Here is a 15718-nt window from a genome sequence, read left to right as displayed (position 1 = left end):
TCCGCACCAAACAACCGCCCGCCTGAACGCGCTCAAGATCGCGTTCAGTGCAGGCGGTTTTTTTTGCCCGCGCGCATAGCAAATCCTTAACCTTTCCTTTTCCCTCAACTCAAGCTCGCTACCACTTCATCAAAAAAAAAGGAAATACCATGACCTTCGACAGCAGCCTGACCCCGGAGCAGTTTGCCGCCGGCGGCACCCGTCTGATCAGCCGGCTCACCACCGCCGACCTGGCCCACCTGGGCGTGGAATACATCGCGGCGATGACCACGGCGCAGGCTAACACCCTGACCGCTCCGCAACTGGCGGCGCTGCCGGCGGCCAGCGTCAGCGCGCTGCAGCCGGCCGACTTCGCGGCCTTGCGCACCTACTCGCTGAACCAGGTTTCGCAATCGACCGCCTTCATGGCGGCGCTGACGCCGGAACAACTGGCGGGGCTGACGGTGGGGCAGGCCGGACTGCTCAGCGCCAAGGGCATCCGCGGCCTGTCGCCCGAGGCGCTGGCCGCCATCGGCACCCGGCAGGTCAACGCGCTGGCGGTCGCGCTGATCGAGAACCTGCAGCCGGAGCAGGTGCATGCGCTGGGCACCGCGCAGATCGCCGCGCTCAAGCTCGGCCAGGTGGCCGCGCTGCCGCTGCTGCGCCGCGAGGGCGAGGACATGTTCAGCGCCGAGCAGATCGCGGCGTTTTCCACCCAGCAGATCGGCGCGCTGGGCACGGCGCTGATGAAGCAGCTGAGCGCCACCGAGCTGGCGGCGATAGAAACGGCCGATGTGGCGGCGCTGGGCTCGCGCCAGATCGGCGTGCTGAGCGCTGAGCAGCTGATGGCCCTGACCCTGGACCAGTTGCACGCGCTGCAGAGCCGCCAGGTGGCGGCGCTGGGCAGCCGCCAGATCCAGGCGCTCGATGCCGAGCGCATCCATGTGCTCAGCGCGGCGGTGATCGGCGCGTTCAGCACGGCGCAAATCCACGCGCTGCAAGCGGCCCAGCTGCATGCGCTGAGCAGCGCCCAGCTGGCCACGCTGACCGCGCGCCAGTTCGGCGTGCTGTCGACCGAGGACATCATGGCGCTCGACGGCGCCAGCCTGGCCGCGCTGCGGGTGGCGGTGATGGCGGGCTTGAGCTCGGCCCAGCTGGCGGCGCTGGGCGCCGGCGGCGACGGCGATTTCGGCCTGTTCTCGACCGCGCAGGTGGCGGCGCTGGGCAGCGCCGCGCTGTCCGGCCTGACGGCGCAGCAAGCGGCGCAGCTGACCAGCGCCCAGGCCGCCGCGTTGAGCGCGACGCAGCTGGGCAGCTTGTCGACCCAGGCCATCGTCGCGCTCGACGGCGGCGACCTGGCGGCCCTGAAGGCGAGCGCCATCGCCGGCCTCAAGACGCGCCAGATGGCCGCCCTGAACGGCGAACAATGGGCCGCGCTGACCACGGCGCAGGTGGCCATGCTGAGCAGCAGTCAGGTCAACGCGCTCGATGGCGACGCCTTCGCCGCCATCGAGACCGCCGACCTGGCCGCGCTGGGGGCGAACGCGATCGCCGGCCTGTCGACGCGCCTGCTGGCGCTGCTGGGCCCGGACCGCATCGCGGCGCTGACGCCGCGCCAGCTCACCGCGTTCGGCGCGGCCAGCCTGAACGCCCTGAGCATCGAACAATTCCAGGCCTTGAGCACGGCGCAGATCGCCAAGCTGAATCCGGCGTCGGCGGCCGGCCTGTCGACCGCCAACCTGGCGGCGCTGGCGCCGGCCGCGCTGGCGGCCTTGCCGGCGACGGTGTTCGGCGCGCTGAACTCGGCGCAGTTTGCGGTGCTGGGCGGGGCGGAGCACCAGATCGGCCTGCTCGGCACGGCGCAGATCGCCCAGCTGAAGCCGGCCGCGCTGGCCGGCATGACGGTCGAGCAGGCCTTCGCGCTGAGCACGCTGCAGGCGGCCACGCTGAGCGGCGCCCAGATCGCCGCGTTGTCGCTGGAGGCGGTGGCGGCGCTGGAGTCGCAGGACTTCGCGGCGCTCAGCGCGGCGGCGATCTACGGCTTGCGCACCGCGCAGCTGGCGGTGCTGGGCAGCGAACAGATCCTGGGGCTGACCACCAGGCAGGCGTCCGGCCTGGGCAGCCAGCACATCGCCGCCCTGTCGAGCGACGTGATGGCGCAGATGCAGACGGCGGAAATCGCCGCGCTGCAGGTCGGCGCCATCGTGGGCCTGCGCACCGACCAGTTGCAAGCCATGGGCAGCGACCAGATCAACGCGCTGTCGGCCGGCCAGGCTTCCATGCTCAGCAGCAGCCAGTTCGCCGCGCTGTCGGCCGAGGTGGTGGCCAATATGCAGCTGAGCGACCTGGCGGGGCTGAACACCTCGGTGATCGCCAACCTGACGCCGGCCACGCTGGCGGCGCTGACCAGCCGCCAGATCGGCGCGCTGGCCGGACGCCAGGTGGCGGCGCTGACCACCGCCGCGCTGGCCGGCCTGAGCCTGGAACAGTTCGCGGGGCTGACGGTCACGCAGTTCGGCGTGCTCAGTTCGCGCCAGTACCAGGCCCTGACCGCGGACGAAGTGGCGGCGATCCGCACCGGGCAGCTGGCGGCGCTGTCGTCGCAGGTGATAGGCAGCCTGAACACGGCGCAGCTGGCGGCCTGGTCGACCACGCAGGTGGGCGCGCTGAGCGCGGCGCAGGTAGGGGCGCTGGCGGCCTCGCAGTTGCGCGGCCTGGGCAGCGACGGCCTGGCCGCGCTGAGCACGACGGCGATCGGCGGCCTGAGCACCGGCGCCATCGCCCAGCTGTTGCCGGAACAGTTGCAGGCGTTCGGCACCGGGCAGATCGCCGCCCTGTCGCAGCGCCAGATCGCCGCGCTGCCGACCGCGCACATCACCGGCGGCGACGTGCTGACCACCGATCAGATCGTGGCGCTGACGTCGAGCCAGGTGGCGGCGCTGAGCAAGCCGCTGCTGGCGGCGCTGGGTTCGGACGATCTGGCGGCGATCGAAACGCGCGACCTGCGGGCCCTGAGCAGCGCGCAGCTGGCGGTGCTGTCGACCGCGCAGATCGGCGCGCTGACGACGGCGCAGGCGCTGGTGTTCACCACCGCGCAGACGGCCGGCCTGAGCACGGCGCAGCTGGCGGCGCTGGCGGCGGCCAAGCTGCCGCACCTGACGGCGCAGGGCGGCCCGTCCTTGCGGATGAAGGTGGGCGGCATGGTGGAGGCGCTGGCGGCCTTCGGCGAGGCCGGCCAGCCGGTCGCGGCCGGGCAGTCGCCGCTGACGATGCCGGGCGGGCTGAAGGAGGCGGCCGGCATGCTGGCCGCGCCGGATGGCTTGCGCTTGACTACCCTGCTGCCGGAGACGAAGGACTTGCTGGCGCCTCCGCGCAAGTAAGCGCGCACCCCGGCGGCCGAGCCGCAAGGAAGGGGTCTGACCCCGTACGGGGTCAGACCCCAGGTTTGCGGGTTACGTCAAAGCGGCTGGAACACGCCGGCCGCTTTGTTTTTCTGCACGTTATCCCACGCGAAGATCTTGCCGTTCATGGCCACGTACACGCCCGGCGGCAGGGTCTGCGCCACGCCGGCGGCGAAGCCCAGGTTGAACAGCGCGTCGGAATTGGCGATCTCGTAGGGGATCATGGCGCCGGTCAGCACGATGGTCTGGCCCAGGCCGGCCGGTCCCAGCACGGCGGCGGTCTGCGGCATGGTGTCGGTGCCGTGGATGATGACGATCGCCTTCTCGCCGGCGGCGCGGCACGAGGCCAGGATGCGCTCACGGTCGGCGTCCTGCATGTCCAGCGAATCCATCAGCGGCAACTGTTCCAGCGCCACGTCCACCGTCAGGCGGCAGCGCGCCAGCAGCGCCGGCACATGGCTGTCGGCGAAGCCCAGGGTGCCGTTCAGTTCGTTGTAGTGTTTGTCGAAGGTGCCGCCGGTGGCGAGGATGCGCAGGGTCATGATGAAAGCTCAGGCAGATTAAAATGATCTGCATCATAACCCATACCGCAAGCGCCCAAGAACGCGAAAAGAGTCCGTCGGCGGGCTGGAAAGTTGGGCATACTATGGCTACACTGGTTTCTTTGTTCGTTTCGATACCATGAAAGCGCTTGCCCCCGGAACCGTCATTTTCCATCGCCATCGCGGCTACGGCGTCATCACGTCGGTCAATTTGCTGACCGGCTGGATCTCGGCCCGTTTCGGCAGCGAGGCGAGGACGCTGGACTTGAACTTGTCCACCGACGAGGTGCAGTTCGCCGACGGCGAAGCCATCCTGTTCCGCCGCGCCCCGCCCGACCGCATGCCGCACGCGCGCCTGATGGCGCTGGTGCGCGCGCTGCACGAGGCCGGCTACCAGCGGCTCTACCTGTATTCCTGGCCCAAGCCGTCCGGCCTGCACTGGCGCTGGCACCTGTTCACCGGCCAGCGCGACTGGATGCAGCGTTCCTGGCGTGAGGGCTGGTATGGCTCGGGCGCCGACTACAACGTCAATCCGGTGCTGGGCTGGGGCGACACGCCGGGCGCCAGCACCGAGGAGCTGATCCACGCGCTGGCCAAATTCGACCCGCAAGGGCTGGCGCAGGCGCTGGGCCGCGACGAGGACCACACGGCCTGGTTCGCCAGCGTGTGCGATGCGCTGCTGCCGGGCTATATGTACAGCCTGGACATGCAGCGTGCCGACGGCGGCCCGCTGATCGACATGCCGCCGGTGCCGGTGGTGCCGGTGCGCGCCACCCTGCCGCCGTACGCCGGGCCGGACATCTGCTGGCCGCCCGGCTGGGCCGGGCTGTGGAGCAAGGTGCACGCCATGCCCGCCCCCCGCATCAACCTGACCGGCCTGCCGGAAATCCCCGAACAGACGGACTAGCGGGCGTTTGCCTGGTAGCCCGGGTTGTTGATCTTGTCGCAGCTGCCGGCGGCGAAATCGACGATGTTCTGGAACGCGTGGCGGAAATACAGCTCGTAGCTATCCTGCTCCACATAGCCCAGGTGCGGCGTGGCCAGCACGGTCGGCATGCGCAGCAGCGGGCTGTCGGCCGCCAGCGGCTCGGATTCGAACACGTCCAGCGCGGCGTAGCCCGGGCGGCCCTGGGGCAGCGCCTGCTCCAGCGCGCCGGGCTGCACCAGCTCGGCGCGGCTGGTGTTGACGAACAGCGCGCTCGGCTTCATGCGCGCCAGGTCGTCGGCGGTGACGATGCCGCGCGTGTCCGGGTGCAGCCGCAGGTGCAGGCTCAGCACGTCGGACTGCCCGAACAGCGCCGCGCGCGATTCCGCCGCCGCGTGGCCGTCGGCCACAGCCTTGTCGCGGCTGGACTGGCTGCCCCAGACGATCACCTTCATGCCGAAGGCGCGGCCGTAGCCGGCGATCACCTGGCCGATCTTGCCGTAGCCCCAGATGCCCAGCGTGCGGCCCTTGAGCACCACGCCCAGCCCGTTCAGCTGCGGGTTGATGGAGGCGGTCTGCCACAGTCCGTCCTTCAGGTTGGAGGCATAGGGCACGATCTTGCGCGCCGCCGCCATGATCAGCGCCCAAGTCAGCTCGGCCGGCGCGGTCGGCGAGCCGACGCCCTCGGCGATCGCGATGCCCAGCTCGGTCGCGGCCTCGACGTCGACGTGGCCGGCCAGCTTGCCGGTCTGCGAAATCAGCTTCAGATTGGGCAGCTTGGCCAGCAAAGCGCGGTTGAGCGCGGTGCGCTCGCGGATCAGCACCAGCGCGTCGAACGGGGCCAGGCGGATCGCCAGCTGGCCCAGGCCGCGGGTCGAGTTATTGAACACTTTAACGTCGTGTTCACGCAATAAAGCTAAGCAGGCCAGCGTGGCCGTGGCATTCTGATAATCGTCGAGAATCGCAATTTTCATGGAAGATAACCGATTTTATGAGGAATTTCGTAGGGAAATAACGGCTTGCAAAAGAACCCGAATAGCTTACTACTTTACTCAACTAATTCTCCTACATTTTTGACTGGAACAGCTATTGACGGGTGTACAATCGCCTCAAAAATAAGGCCTGTCGATGATCCATCCGGGCCGCGCAAGACCGCCGTGACCCCGCCGACCCATTTCGAATGGGCATCTGAGCGCAAGCCAAAAGCTGACGACGATCCTGCCGCATGCAGAATTTTAATTAGCATTGGAGGTAGTATGAATCAACCCGTCATGGGTGGCGTTGCAGCACTGCTCAACGTCCCAGCTTACATCAAGCAGCAAAAGTTGATCAACTGGGTAGCGGAAATCGCAGCCCTGACCAAACCGGACCGCATCTACTGGTGCGACGGCTCCCAGGAAGAGTACGATCGCCTGTGCGCTGAAATGGTTGCCGCCGGCACCATGAAAAAGCTGAACCAGCAACTGCGTCCGAATTCCTACCTGGCCTGCTCCGACCCGACCGACGTCGCGCGCGTCGAAGACCGCACCTACATCTGCTCCAACACCAAGGAAGAAGCCGGCCCGACCAACAACTGGATGGCGCCGTCGGAAATGCGCGCCACCCTGAACCCGCTGTTCGACGGCTGCATGGCCGGCCGCACGATGTACGTGGTGCCGTTCTCGATGGGCCCGCTGGGTTCGCCGATCGCCCACATCGGCGTGGAACTGTCGGATTCGCCGTACGTGGCGGTCAATATGCGCATCATGACCCGCATGGGCAAGGCCGTGTACGACGTGCTGGGCAGCGACGGCGAGTTCGTGCCGTGCGTGCACACCGTCGGCGCGCCGCTGGCCGCCGGCCAGAAGGATGTCGCCTGGCCTTGCAACGCCACCAAATACATCGTGCACTTCCCCGAGACCCGCGAAATCTGGTCCTACGGTTCGGGCTACGGCGGCAACGCGCTGCTGGGCAAGAAGTGCTTCGCGCTGCGCATCGCCTCGAACATGGGCCATCAGGAAGCCCAGGCCGGTGGCACCGGCTGGCTGGCCGAACACATGCTGATCCTGGGCGTTGAATCGCCGGAAGGCAAGAAGCACTACGTCGCGGCGGCCTTCCCTTCGGCCTGCGGCAAGACCAACTTCGCCATGCTGATCCCGCCGGCGAGCTTCGACGGCTGGAAAGTCACCACCATCGGCGACGACATCGCCTGGATCAAGCCGGGCGCCGACGGCCGCCTGTACGCGATCAATCCGGAAGCCGGCTACTTCGGCGTGGCGCCGGGCACCAACACCCGCACCAACTCGAACTGCATGGCATCGCTGGGTTCGGACACCATCTTCACCAACGTCGCGCTGACCGACGACGGCGACATCTGGTGGGAAGGCCTGACCAAGGAAGCGCCGTCGCACCTGATCGACTGGCAGGGCAAGGACTGGACGCCGGCCTCCGGCACCAAGGCCGCCCACCCGAACGCCCGCTTCACCGTGGCCGCGACCCAGAATCCGGTGATCGATCCGGCCTGGGACGATCCTGCCGGCGTGCCGATCTCGGCCTTCATCTTCGGCGGCCGCCGTTCGACCACCGTGCCGCTGGTGACCGAAGCGCGCAACTGGGTCGAAGGCGTGTACATGGCCGCGACCATGGGCTCGGAAACCACCGCCGCCGCCGCCGGCCAGATGGGCATCGTGCGCCGCGACCCGTTCGCGATGCTGCCGTTCATCGGCTACAACATGAGCGACTACTTCCAGCACTGGCTGAACATGGGCGAGAAGCTGGGCAAGGTCAACGCCGCCACGCTGCCGAAGATCTACTGCGTCAACTGGTTCCGCACCGACGACCAGGGCCACTTCGTCTGGCCTGGCTTCGGCGACAATATGCGCGTGCTGAAGTGGATGCTGGAACGCATCGAAGGCGTGGCCGGCGGCATCGAAAACATCTTCGGCACCACCCCGCGCTTCGGCGACCTGAAGTGGGACGGCATCCCGTTCTCGCCGGAAGAATTCGAAACGATCACCTCGATCGACAAGGACGCCTGGCGCGAAGAGCTGAAACTGCACGATGAACTGTTCGCCAAGCTGGCCTACCATCTGCCTACCGAACTGACCGCCGTCAAGGCTGAGTTGGAGAAGCGCCTGGCACGATAAGCCGGCCTGGAGGGGACCGAAAACGGCGCGCGTGGGTGATCCCATGCACGCTGTTTTTTTTTGCGCGAGGGACCAGCATGCTAGTATCGGCCGACTTCTTTTTCGATCGGATATTTCATGTCGCGTCTGCCAGCCCTGTTGCTTGTTTTGACCCTGCCTTTTGCCGCCGTCGCCGCCGACGATGCCGCGCTGGTCCATGCGAGGACGCTGCTGAAATCCACCATCCTGCTGGACGGCCACAACGACCTGCCCTGGACCATCCGCGAAGACCCGAAGGCGCCGATGGACGTGGAAGCCTACGACATGCGCAAGACCACCAGCGGCGAGACCGATGTGGCGCGCCTCAAGCAAGGCCAGTTGCGCGCGCAGTTCTGGTCGATCTTCGTGCCGGGCGAGACCAAGGAAGGCTACGCCAAAATGCAGCTGGAACAGTTCGACATCGCCAGGCGCATGATCGCCAGATACCCGGAGGCGATGGAGCTGGCGTTGTCGGTGGCGGACGTGCGCCGCATCGCCGCCCAGGGCAAGGTGGCGTCGCTGCTGGGCATGGAAGGCGGCCACGTGCTGGAAAACTCGCTGGGCGCACTGCGCGCCTACTACAGCCTGGGGGCGCGCTACATGACGCTGACCCACAACGTGACCTTGGACTGGGCCGATGCCGCGCTCGACGCTCCGCGCCACCATGGCCTGACCCCGTTCGGCAAGGAAGTGGTGCGGGAAATGAACCGCCTCGGCATGCTGGTCGATATCAGCCACGTCTCGCCCGACGTCATGCGCGACGTGCTCGACACCAGCGCCGCCCCGGTGATCTTCTCGCACAGCTCGGCGTTTGCGCTGGTCGCCCACCCGCGCAACGTGCCGGACGCCATCCTCAAGCGCATGGCCGCCAACGGCGGCGTGGTGATGGTCACCTTCGTGCCGCCGTTTGTGAACCGCGACGCCATGGCCTGGGGCGACGGACTGCAGAAACTGAGCAAGGGCATCGCCGGCGACGCCGAGCTCAAACGCATAGAAGACGCCCACACCAAGGAACACGGCCCATCGCCCAAGGCCACGCTCAAGGATGTGGCCGACCATATCGACTACGTCGCCAGGACGGCCGGCCACGACCACGTCGGCATCGCCAGCGATTTCTACGGCGGCGTCACGCCGGTGGGGCTGGAGGACGTGTCCAAATATCCCGACCTGTTCGCCGAGCTGATCCGCCGTGGCTGGAGCGACGCCGACCTGAAAAAACTGGCCGGCGAAAACATGCTGCGTACCTTGGAGCAGGCCGAAGGCGTGGCCCGGCGCTTGCAGGCGCAGCGGCCGCCGAGCACCGCCACCATCGCCACGCTGGACGGCAAAAAATAACGCTGGCTATTTCGCACAGGTGTGCTAAAGTTCGATCCATGGACACCCTGACCGCAAAAAGCGAAGCGACTTTCGCCACCATCATCGACGCCGCGCTGGACATGGCGGCGGCCGATGGCATCGGCAAGCTGTCGCTGGGCGAGCTGGCCAAACGCACCGGCATCAGCAAGAGCGGCGTGTTTTCCCGCGTCGGCTCGCTGGAGACCCTGCAGGCGGCCGTGCTGGACGAATACGACCGCCGCTTTGCGCGCGACATCTTCCTGCCCTCGCTGCAGCAGCCCAAAGGCTTGCCGCGTTTGATGGCGATGGTCAGCGCGTGGTCGCGGCGCGCCTGCAACGAAGGCTTGAGCAACGCCTGCCTGTACAGCGCCGGCGCGTTCGAGTTCGACGACCAGGCCGGACCGCTGCGCGACCGCCTGCAGCAGGGCGTGCTGGCCTGGCGCGCCTCGCTGCGCAAGACCATCCTGCAGGCGATGGAGCTGGGCCACCTGCGCCCCGACACCGACGCCGGCCAGCTGGTCTACGAAATCTACAGCCTGATCGTGGGGCTGATGCACGATACCCGTTTCCTGCGCGACGAGCAGGCCGGGCGCCATATGCAGCGCGCCTTCAGCCGGCTGATCTCGACCTACAAAAGCTTCAACGACATGGAATAAACCCGGCCGCAGCTCGTCTGCGGTTTTCTTGAAACTAATTTCGCACACATGTGCGAAAAGGAGAATGTGATGGCCGCCTTGCTGATGTTGATCCCCGTTGGACTATACTTTGCCTACCGCAGCCCGCTGTGGTGCGTCCTGCGTTCGCTACCGAGCTGCAACGAGGATTTCGTACTGTTCTGAGGACCGCTTGAACCGCAAACTGATCATCTTCGATTTCGACGGCACCCTCGCCGATACCCTGCCGGTGTTCGTCGATGTGTTCGACCAGGCCGCCGACAAATACGGCTTCAGGCGCATCGACCGCAGCCGCACGCAGGCGCTGCGCCAGCTCGACGCGCGGCAGATCATGGCGGTCCACGACATCCCGTTGTGGAAGGTGCCGGCCATCGCCACCTTCATGCGTTCCACCATGGGACGCAGCGTGGCCGACATCCGCCTGTTCGACGGCATGCCAGAGGTGCTGCACGCGCTCAAGGCGCGGGGTGTGATACTGGCCGTGGTCAGCTCCAACTCGCGCAGCAATGTGGTCAACGTGCTGGGACCGGAATTGGCCGGCCTGTTCAGCCATTTCGAATGCGGCGCCTCGCTGTTCGGCAAGCTGCCGAAGATACGCAAGGTGCTGGCCGCCGCCGGCGTCGCGCGCGAGCACACCATGCTGATCGGCGACGAGATCCGCGACGCCAAAGTCTCGGCCGAAGCCGGCGTGGATTTCGGCGCCGTGGCCTGGGGCTTCAACACGGTCGAGACGCTGATGGCGGAAAACCCGAGCCGGATATTCCGCGCCGCCGGGGACTTGCTGGCGCACTGATTTCGCCTGTCGCCGGAAAATGCATTTCATGCCCTTGTTTCAACATTCCAGCGCAATTCACGCGCGCCGGGGCGGCTGTCGGCCTACAGTGCATGCTCAACATTTTTCCTGATAGGCCTATAGACATGACAACTGCAACTACCCGTATCGGCGTCGCCAGCGCCCTGTTGTTTTCCCTGATCCTGGGCGTGGCCCATGCCGACACGGCAGCTCCCGACCTGGCGGGTCGCCGCGAAGCACTGAACTCCCTGATCAAGGAGCAGTGGGAATACACGATGCGCTCCAGCCCTGAGTGGGCGTCGCTGCTGGGCGACAAGCGCTACAACGACAAGTGGTCCGACTTCTCGCAGGCCGGCATCGACGCCGACCTCAAGGTCACGGCCGACTTCCTCAAGCGCTTCGAAGCGGTCGACACCTCCGGCTTCCCCTTGCAGGAACAGCTGAACCGCGAACTGATGGTGCGCCAGCTGCGCCAGAACGTGGAAGGCGGGCGCTTCAAGGAATGGGAGATGCCGCTGGCGCAGAACTCCGGCATCCACATCGACGCGCCGCAGCTGGTGTCGGCGCTGCCGTTCGACACCGTCAAGGACTACGAGGACTACATCGTCCGCCTGCACGCGCTGCCGAAACTGTTCGACGAGACCCGGGTGCAGATGGAAAAAGGCGTGCACGACAAGCTGATGCCGCCGAAATTCCTGATCCCGAAAATCGTCAAGCAGTGCGAGGACGTGGCGGCCATCAAGCCGGCCGATTCGCCGTTCGCCGAGCCGCTGAAGAAATTCCCGAAAGAGTTTTCGGACGCCGACAAGGCGCGCCTGAGCAAGGAAGTGCTGGCGGCGGTGCAGAAGGACGTGATCCCGGCCTACAAGAAGCTGGCCGTGTTCACCAAGACCAAGTATGCGCCATACGGCCGCATGGACGTAGGCATGTGGTCGCTGCCCGATGGCGCGGCGCGCTATTCGTACAAGGCCAAGTCCTCGACCACCACCGAGATGTCGCCGGAAGCGATCCATCAACTGGGCCTGTCCGAGGTCAAGCGCATCGAAGCGCAGATGCTGGCGACGGCGCAAAAGCTGGGCTACAAGGACCTGAAGAGCTTCAACAAGGCGGTGGCCGCCAAGCCGGAGCTGCATCCGAAATCGCGCCAGGAAATCATCGACCTGTACCAGAAATATACGGACCAGATGTACACCCAGCTGTCGCAGCAGTTCGGCGTGCTGCCGAAGGGTAAAGTGGAAATCAAGCCGGTGGAGGAATTCCGCGAGAAGGGCGCATCCGCTGCGGCGTACATGCCAGGTTCGCCGGACGGCAAGCGCGCCGGCCGCGTGATGGTCAACACCGGCGACTTCGAGCACCGCTCGACCATCGACATCGAAACCACGGCGCTGCACGAAGGCGTGCCGGGCCACCACATGCAGCTGACCATCGCGCAGGAGATCGAAGGCTTGCCGACCTTCCGCCAGCAGGGCAATTACACGGCCTATGCCGAAGGCTGGGCGCTGTACTCGGAGCGGCTGGGCGAGGAGCTGGGCTTCTACCAGGACCCGTACAGCTATTACGGCCACTTGCAGGATGAGATGCTGCGCGCGATCCGCCTGGTGGTGGACACGGGCCTGCACTACAAGAAGTGGAACCGCCAGCAGGTGGTGGACTTCTTCCACGACCACTCGGGCATCGAGGAAGTGGAAGTGCAGAGCGAGACCGACCGCTACATCGTGTGGCCGGGCCAGGCGCTGGGCTACAAGATCGGCCAGCTGAAGATCCTCGAACTGCGCGACTATGCCCGTAAAGAGCTGGGCACCGGCTTCGACATCCGTCAGTTCCACGACCAGGTGCTGGGCGCGGGCGCGTTGCCGATGGATGTGCTGGAATCGCACATCAAGGACTGGGTCGGCGCCGAGAAGTTGAAGCAGACCCGCGTCACTGCGCAGTAAAGGCTGTCACCCCGCACTGCGGCTGAAAGGGGTCTGACCCCGTACGGGGTCAGACCCCGGCGTCCGGGTTGCGGGTCTACGTCTGCGCTTATTTCAGCAACGGCCCCAGATACTTGCCGGTCACGCTGGCGGGATTGGCCGCCACGTCTTCCGGCGTGCCGGCGGCGATGATCTTGCCGCCGCCGGCGCCGCCTTCCGGTCCCAGATCGACGATCCAGTCGGCCGTCTTGATGACGTCCAGATTGTGCTCGATGATGACCAGCGTGTTGCCCTGGTCGCGCAGACGATGGATCACCTTCAGCAGCAAGTCGATATCGTGGAAGTGCAGGCCGGTGGTCGGCTCGTCCAGGATGTACAGCGTACGTCCGGTGTCGCGCTTGGACAGCTCCAGCGACAGCTTGACGCGCTGCGCCTCGCCGCCCGACAGCGTGGTCGCGCTCTGGCCCAGCTTGATGTAGCCCAGGCCCACGTCCAGCAGCGTGTGCAGCTTGCGCGCGATCAGCGGCACCGGCTTGAAGAACTCGTGCGCATCCTCCACCGTCATGTCGAGGATCTCGGTGATGTTCTTGCCCTTGTAGTGCACTTCCAGCGTTTCGCGGTTGTAGCGCTTGCCGTGGCAGACATCGCACGGCACGTACACGTCCGGCAGGAAGTGCATCTCGACCTTGATCACGCCGTCGCCCTGGCAGGCTTCGCAGCGGCCGCCCTTGACGTTGAACGAGAAGCGCCCGGCGCTGTAGCCGCGCTCCTTGGCGGTCGGCACGGTTGCGAACAGGTCGCGGATCGGCGTGAACAGACCGGTGTAGGTGGCGGGGTTCGAGCGCGGCGTGCGGCCGATCGGCGCCTGGTCGACCGAGATCACCTTGTCGAAGTGTTCCAGGCCGCTGATGGAATCGTGCGGCGATGGTTCGGTCTGCGAGCCGTACAGGTGGCGCGACAGGGCCGGATACAGCGTGTCGTTGATCAGCGAGGACTTGCCGGAACCGGACACGCCGGTCACGCAGGTCATCAGGCCGACCGGCAGGTGCAGGTTGACCTTCTTCAGGTTGTTGCCGGTGGCGCCGGTGATGACCAGCTGCTTGTCCGGATCGGCCACGTGGCGCTTCTTCGGCACGGCGATCTTCAGCGTGCCTTTCAGGTACTGGGCCGTCAGCGAATTCTTGTTCTTCAGGATGTCCTGCAACGTGCCCTGGGCGATGATGTCGCCGCCATGCACGCCAGCGCCCTTGCCCATGTCGACGATGTAGTCGGCGGTGCGGATCGCGTCCTCGTCGTGCTCCACCACCAGCACGCTGTTGCCGATGTCGCGCAGGTGCTTGAGCGTTTCGATCAGGCGGTCGTTGTCGCGCTGGTGCAGGCCGATCGACGGTTCATCGAGCACGTACATCACGCCCGTCAGGCCGGAGCCGATCTGCGAGGCCAGGCGGATGCGCTGCGCTTCGCCGCCGGACAGCGTGTCGGCGCTGCGGTCCAGCGACAGGTAGTCGAGGCCGACGTTGTTGAGGAACTGCAGGCGCGAGATGATCTCCTTGACCACGCGGTCGGCGATCTCTTTTTTCGCGCCCTTCAGCTTGAGCTGTTCGAAGAAGGACAGCGTGTCGCGCAAAGGCTTCTCGGCGATCTCGTAGATGGCCTTCTCCTGCTTGCCGGTGCCGACCTTGACGAAGCGCGCTTCCACCCGCAGGCGCGCGCCATGGCAGGACGGGCACTGCTTCTCGTTGATGAACTTGGCCAGCTCTTCTTTGACCGCCATCGAATCGGTCTCGCGGTAGCGGCGTGCCAGGTTGGTGACCACGCCTTCGAACGCGTGTTCCTTGATGACGGTGCGGCCGCGCTCATTGACGTAGGTGAACGGGATGTGGGTCTTGCCCGAGCCGTGCAGGATCACTTCCTGCGCGGTCTTCGGCAGCTGCTCGTACGGCAGGTCCAGGTCGAACTCGTAGTAGGCCGCCAGGTTGGACAGCATCTGGAAGTAGAACTGGTTGCGGCGGTCCCAGCCCTTGACGGCGCCGGAGGCCAGAGACAAATTCGGGAAGGCGACGATGCGCTTCGGATCGAAGAACTCGATGTGACCGAGGCCGTCGCATTCCGGGCAGGCGCCCATCGGGTTGTTGAACGAGAACAGGCGCGGTTCCAGCTCCTGCAGCGAGTAGCCGCACTCGTTGCAGGCGAACTTGCTGGAGTAGACGTGTTCGGCGCCGCTGTCCATCTCCAAAGCCACGGCGCGGCCGTCGGCCAGGCGCAGCGCGGTCTCGAAACTTTCGGCCAGGCGCTGCTTGATGTCGGCGCTGACCTTGACGCGGTCGATCACCACGTCGATGGTGTGCTTCTCGGTTTTCTTCAGCTTGGGCAGGTCGTCCACTTCGTAGATCTTGGCGTCGTGGGTGCCGCTCTGCACGCGGAAGCGCACGAAGCCCTGGGCCTGCATCTGCTCGAACAGGTCGGAGTGCTCGCCCTTGCGGTTGGCCACCACCGGCGCCAGGATCATCAGCTTGGTCGCTTCCGGCATGGCCAGCACGGCGTCGACCATCTGCGAGACAGTTTGCGCGGCCAAGGCATGGTCCGGGTGGTTGATGCAGTACGGCGTGCCGACGCGCGCGTACAACAGGCGCAGGTAGTCGTGGATCTCGGTCACGGTGCCGACCGTCGAACGCGGGTTGTGCGAGGTGGCTTTCTGCTCGATCGAGATGGCCGGCGACAGGCCTTCGATCAGGTCGACGTCCGGCTTCTCCATCAGTTGCAGGAACTGGCGGGCATAGGCCGACAGCGATTCCACATAGCGGCGCTGGCCCTCGGCGTACAGCGTATCGAACGCCAGCGAGGACTTACCGGAGCCGGACAGACCGGTAATCACGATGAGCTTGTTGCGTGGCAGGTCGAGGTTGATGTTTTTGAGGTTGTGCGTGCGTGCGCCGCGGATGCGGATCTGTTCCATGGATTTTTTGCCTTTCGGGTCAACCCGTTACTATAGCCGGGTTTGATTACTTGCGCC

Annotated in this window: 10 protein-coding genes; 7 read left to right on the top strand and 3 right to left on the bottom strand. The window is 65.9% G+C overall.

From position 1 onward, the window contains the following. Positions 1 to 149: 149 nt before the first annotated feature. Complete coding sequence (locus RUGAMON1_RS14400) at positions 150 to 3359, top strand: hypothetical protein (protein WP_445231165.1); 3210 nt, start codon at positions 150 to 152, stop codon at positions 3357 to 3359. A 77-nt stretch (positions 3360 to 3436) separates the two neighbouring features. On the opposite strand, the gene RUGAMON1_RS14395 is transcribed toward RUGAMON1_RS14400, so the two are convergent. Continuing rightward, positions 3437 to 3922 (bottom strand): asparaginase domain-containing protein, encoded by a 486-nt coding sequence (locus RUGAMON1_RS14395; RefSeq protein ID WP_445231164.1) that lies wholly within the window; start codon positions 3920 to 3922, stop codon positions 3437 to 3439. Between the two features lie 139 nt (positions 3923 to 4061). Here RUGAMON1_RS14395 and RUGAMON1_RS14390 point away from each other — a divergent pair, with 139 nt between their 5' ends. Then, positions 4062 to 4829, top strand: a complete 768-nt coding sequence (locus tag RUGAMON1_RS14390; protein WP_445231163.1) for an L-asparaginase — start codon at positions 4062 to 4064, stop codon at positions 4827 to 4829. Here the strand turns inward: RUGAMON1_RS14390 and RUGAMON1_RS14385 are convergent. Beyond that, positions 4826 to 5821, bottom strand: coding sequence for a D-2-hydroxyacid dehydrogenase family protein (locus tag RUGAMON1_RS14385; protein WP_445231162.1), 996 nt, complete (start codon positions 5819 to 5821; stop codon positions 4826 to 4828). The two genes, RUGAMON1_RS14390 and RUGAMON1_RS14385, sit on opposite strands and share 4 nt — an antisense overlap. Before the next feature lie 282 nt (positions 5822 to 6103). Here RUGAMON1_RS14385 and RUGAMON1_RS14380 point away from each other — a divergent pair, with 282 nt between their 5' ends. From RUGAMON1_RS14380 to RUGAMON1_RS14360, 5 genes are all read left to right on the top strand, one after another. Further along, positions 6104 to 7972: a phosphoenolpyruvate carboxykinase (GTP) gene (locus RUGAMON1_RS14380; protein ID WP_445231161.1), complete on the top strand. Its 1869-nt coding sequence runs from the start codon at positions 6104 to 6106 to the stop codon at positions 7970 to 7972. A gap of 117 nt (positions 7973 to 8089) precedes the next feature. After that, the gene (locus RUGAMON1_RS14375) at positions 8090 to 9325 is read left to right on the top strand and encodes a dipeptidase (RefSeq protein WP_445231160.1); all 1236 of its coding nucleotides are present in this window, start codon (positions 8090 to 8092) and stop codon (positions 9323 to 9325) included. Between the two features lie 38 nt (positions 9326 to 9363). Further along, positions 9364 to 9981, top strand: coding sequence for a TetR/AcrR family transcriptional regulator (locus RUGAMON1_RS14370; protein WP_445231159.1), 618 nt, complete (start codon positions 9364 to 9366; stop codon positions 9979 to 9981). Positions 9982 to 10171: 190 nt separating this feature from the next. After that, on the top strand, positions 10172 to 10792 hold the full coding sequence (locus RUGAMON1_RS14365) for an HAD hydrolase-like protein (RefSeq protein ID WP_445231158.1): 621 nt from the start codon (positions 10172 to 10174) through the stop codon (positions 10790 to 10792). A 125-nt stretch (positions 10793 to 10917) separates the two neighbouring features. After that, positions 10918 to 12726, top strand: a complete 1809-nt coding sequence (locus tag RUGAMON1_RS14360; RefSeq protein ID WP_445231157.1) for a DUF885 domain-containing protein — start codon at positions 10918 to 10920, stop codon at positions 12724 to 12726. An 88-nt stretch (positions 12727 to 12814) separates the two neighbouring features. Here RUGAMON1_RS14360 and uvrA read toward each other — a convergent pair whose 3' ends face one another. Beyond that, positions 12815 to 15661, bottom strand: a complete 2847-nt coding sequence (gene uvrA / locus RUGAMON1_RS14355; RefSeq protein WP_445231156.1) for an excinuclease ABC subunit UvrA — start codon at positions 15659 to 15661, stop codon at positions 12815 to 12817. Positions 15662 to 15718 lie beyond the last annotated feature (57 nt).

The sequence above is a fragment of the Duganella rhizosphaerae genome, from assembly GCF_040364205.1.
GTDB classification, from domain to species: domain Bacteria; phylum Pseudomonadota; class Gammaproteobacteria; order Burkholderiales; family Burkholderiaceae_D; genus Rugamonas; species Rugamonas rhizosphaerae.
This window is presented reverse-complemented; position numbering and strand designations above follow the sequence as displayed.

Excerpts from the sequence above, each read along its gene's own strand:
- RUGAMON1_RS14400 (WP_445231165.1), top strand. The coding sequence starts at position 150 with ATGACCTTCGACAGCAGCCTGACCCCGGAGCAGTTTGCCGCCGGCGGC.
- RUGAMON1_RS14395 (WP_445231164.1), bottom strand. The coding sequence starts at position 3,922 with ATGACCCTGCGCATCCTCGCCACCGGCGGCACCTTCGACAAACACTAC.
- RUGAMON1_RS14390 (WP_445231163.1), top strand. The coding sequence starts at position 4,062 with ATGAAAGCGCTTGCCCCCGGAACCGTCATTTTCCATCGCCATCGCGGC.
- RUGAMON1_RS14385 (WP_445231162.1), bottom strand. The coding sequence starts at position 5,821 with ATGAAAATTGCGATTCTCGACGATTATCAGAATGCCACGGCCACGCTG.
- RUGAMON1_RS14380 (WP_445231161.1), top strand. The coding sequence starts at position 6,104 with ATGAATCAACCCGTCATGGGTGGCGTTGCAGCACTGCTCAACGTCCCA.
- RUGAMON1_RS14375 (WP_445231160.1), top strand. The coding sequence starts at position 8,090 with ATGTCGCGTCTGCCAGCCCTGTTGCTTGTTTTGACCCTGCCTTTTGCC.
- RUGAMON1_RS14370 (WP_445231159.1), top strand. The coding sequence starts at position 9,364 with ATGGACACCCTGACCGCAAAAAGCGAAGCGACTTTCGCCACCATCATC.
- RUGAMON1_RS14360 (WP_445231157.1), top strand. The coding sequence starts at position 10,918 with ATGACAACTGCAACTACCCGTATCGGCGTCGCCAGCGCCCTGTTGTTT.
- uvrA (WP_445231156.1), bottom strand. The coding sequence starts at position 15,661 with ATGGAACAGATCCGCATCCGCGGCGCACGCACGCACAACCTCAAAAAC.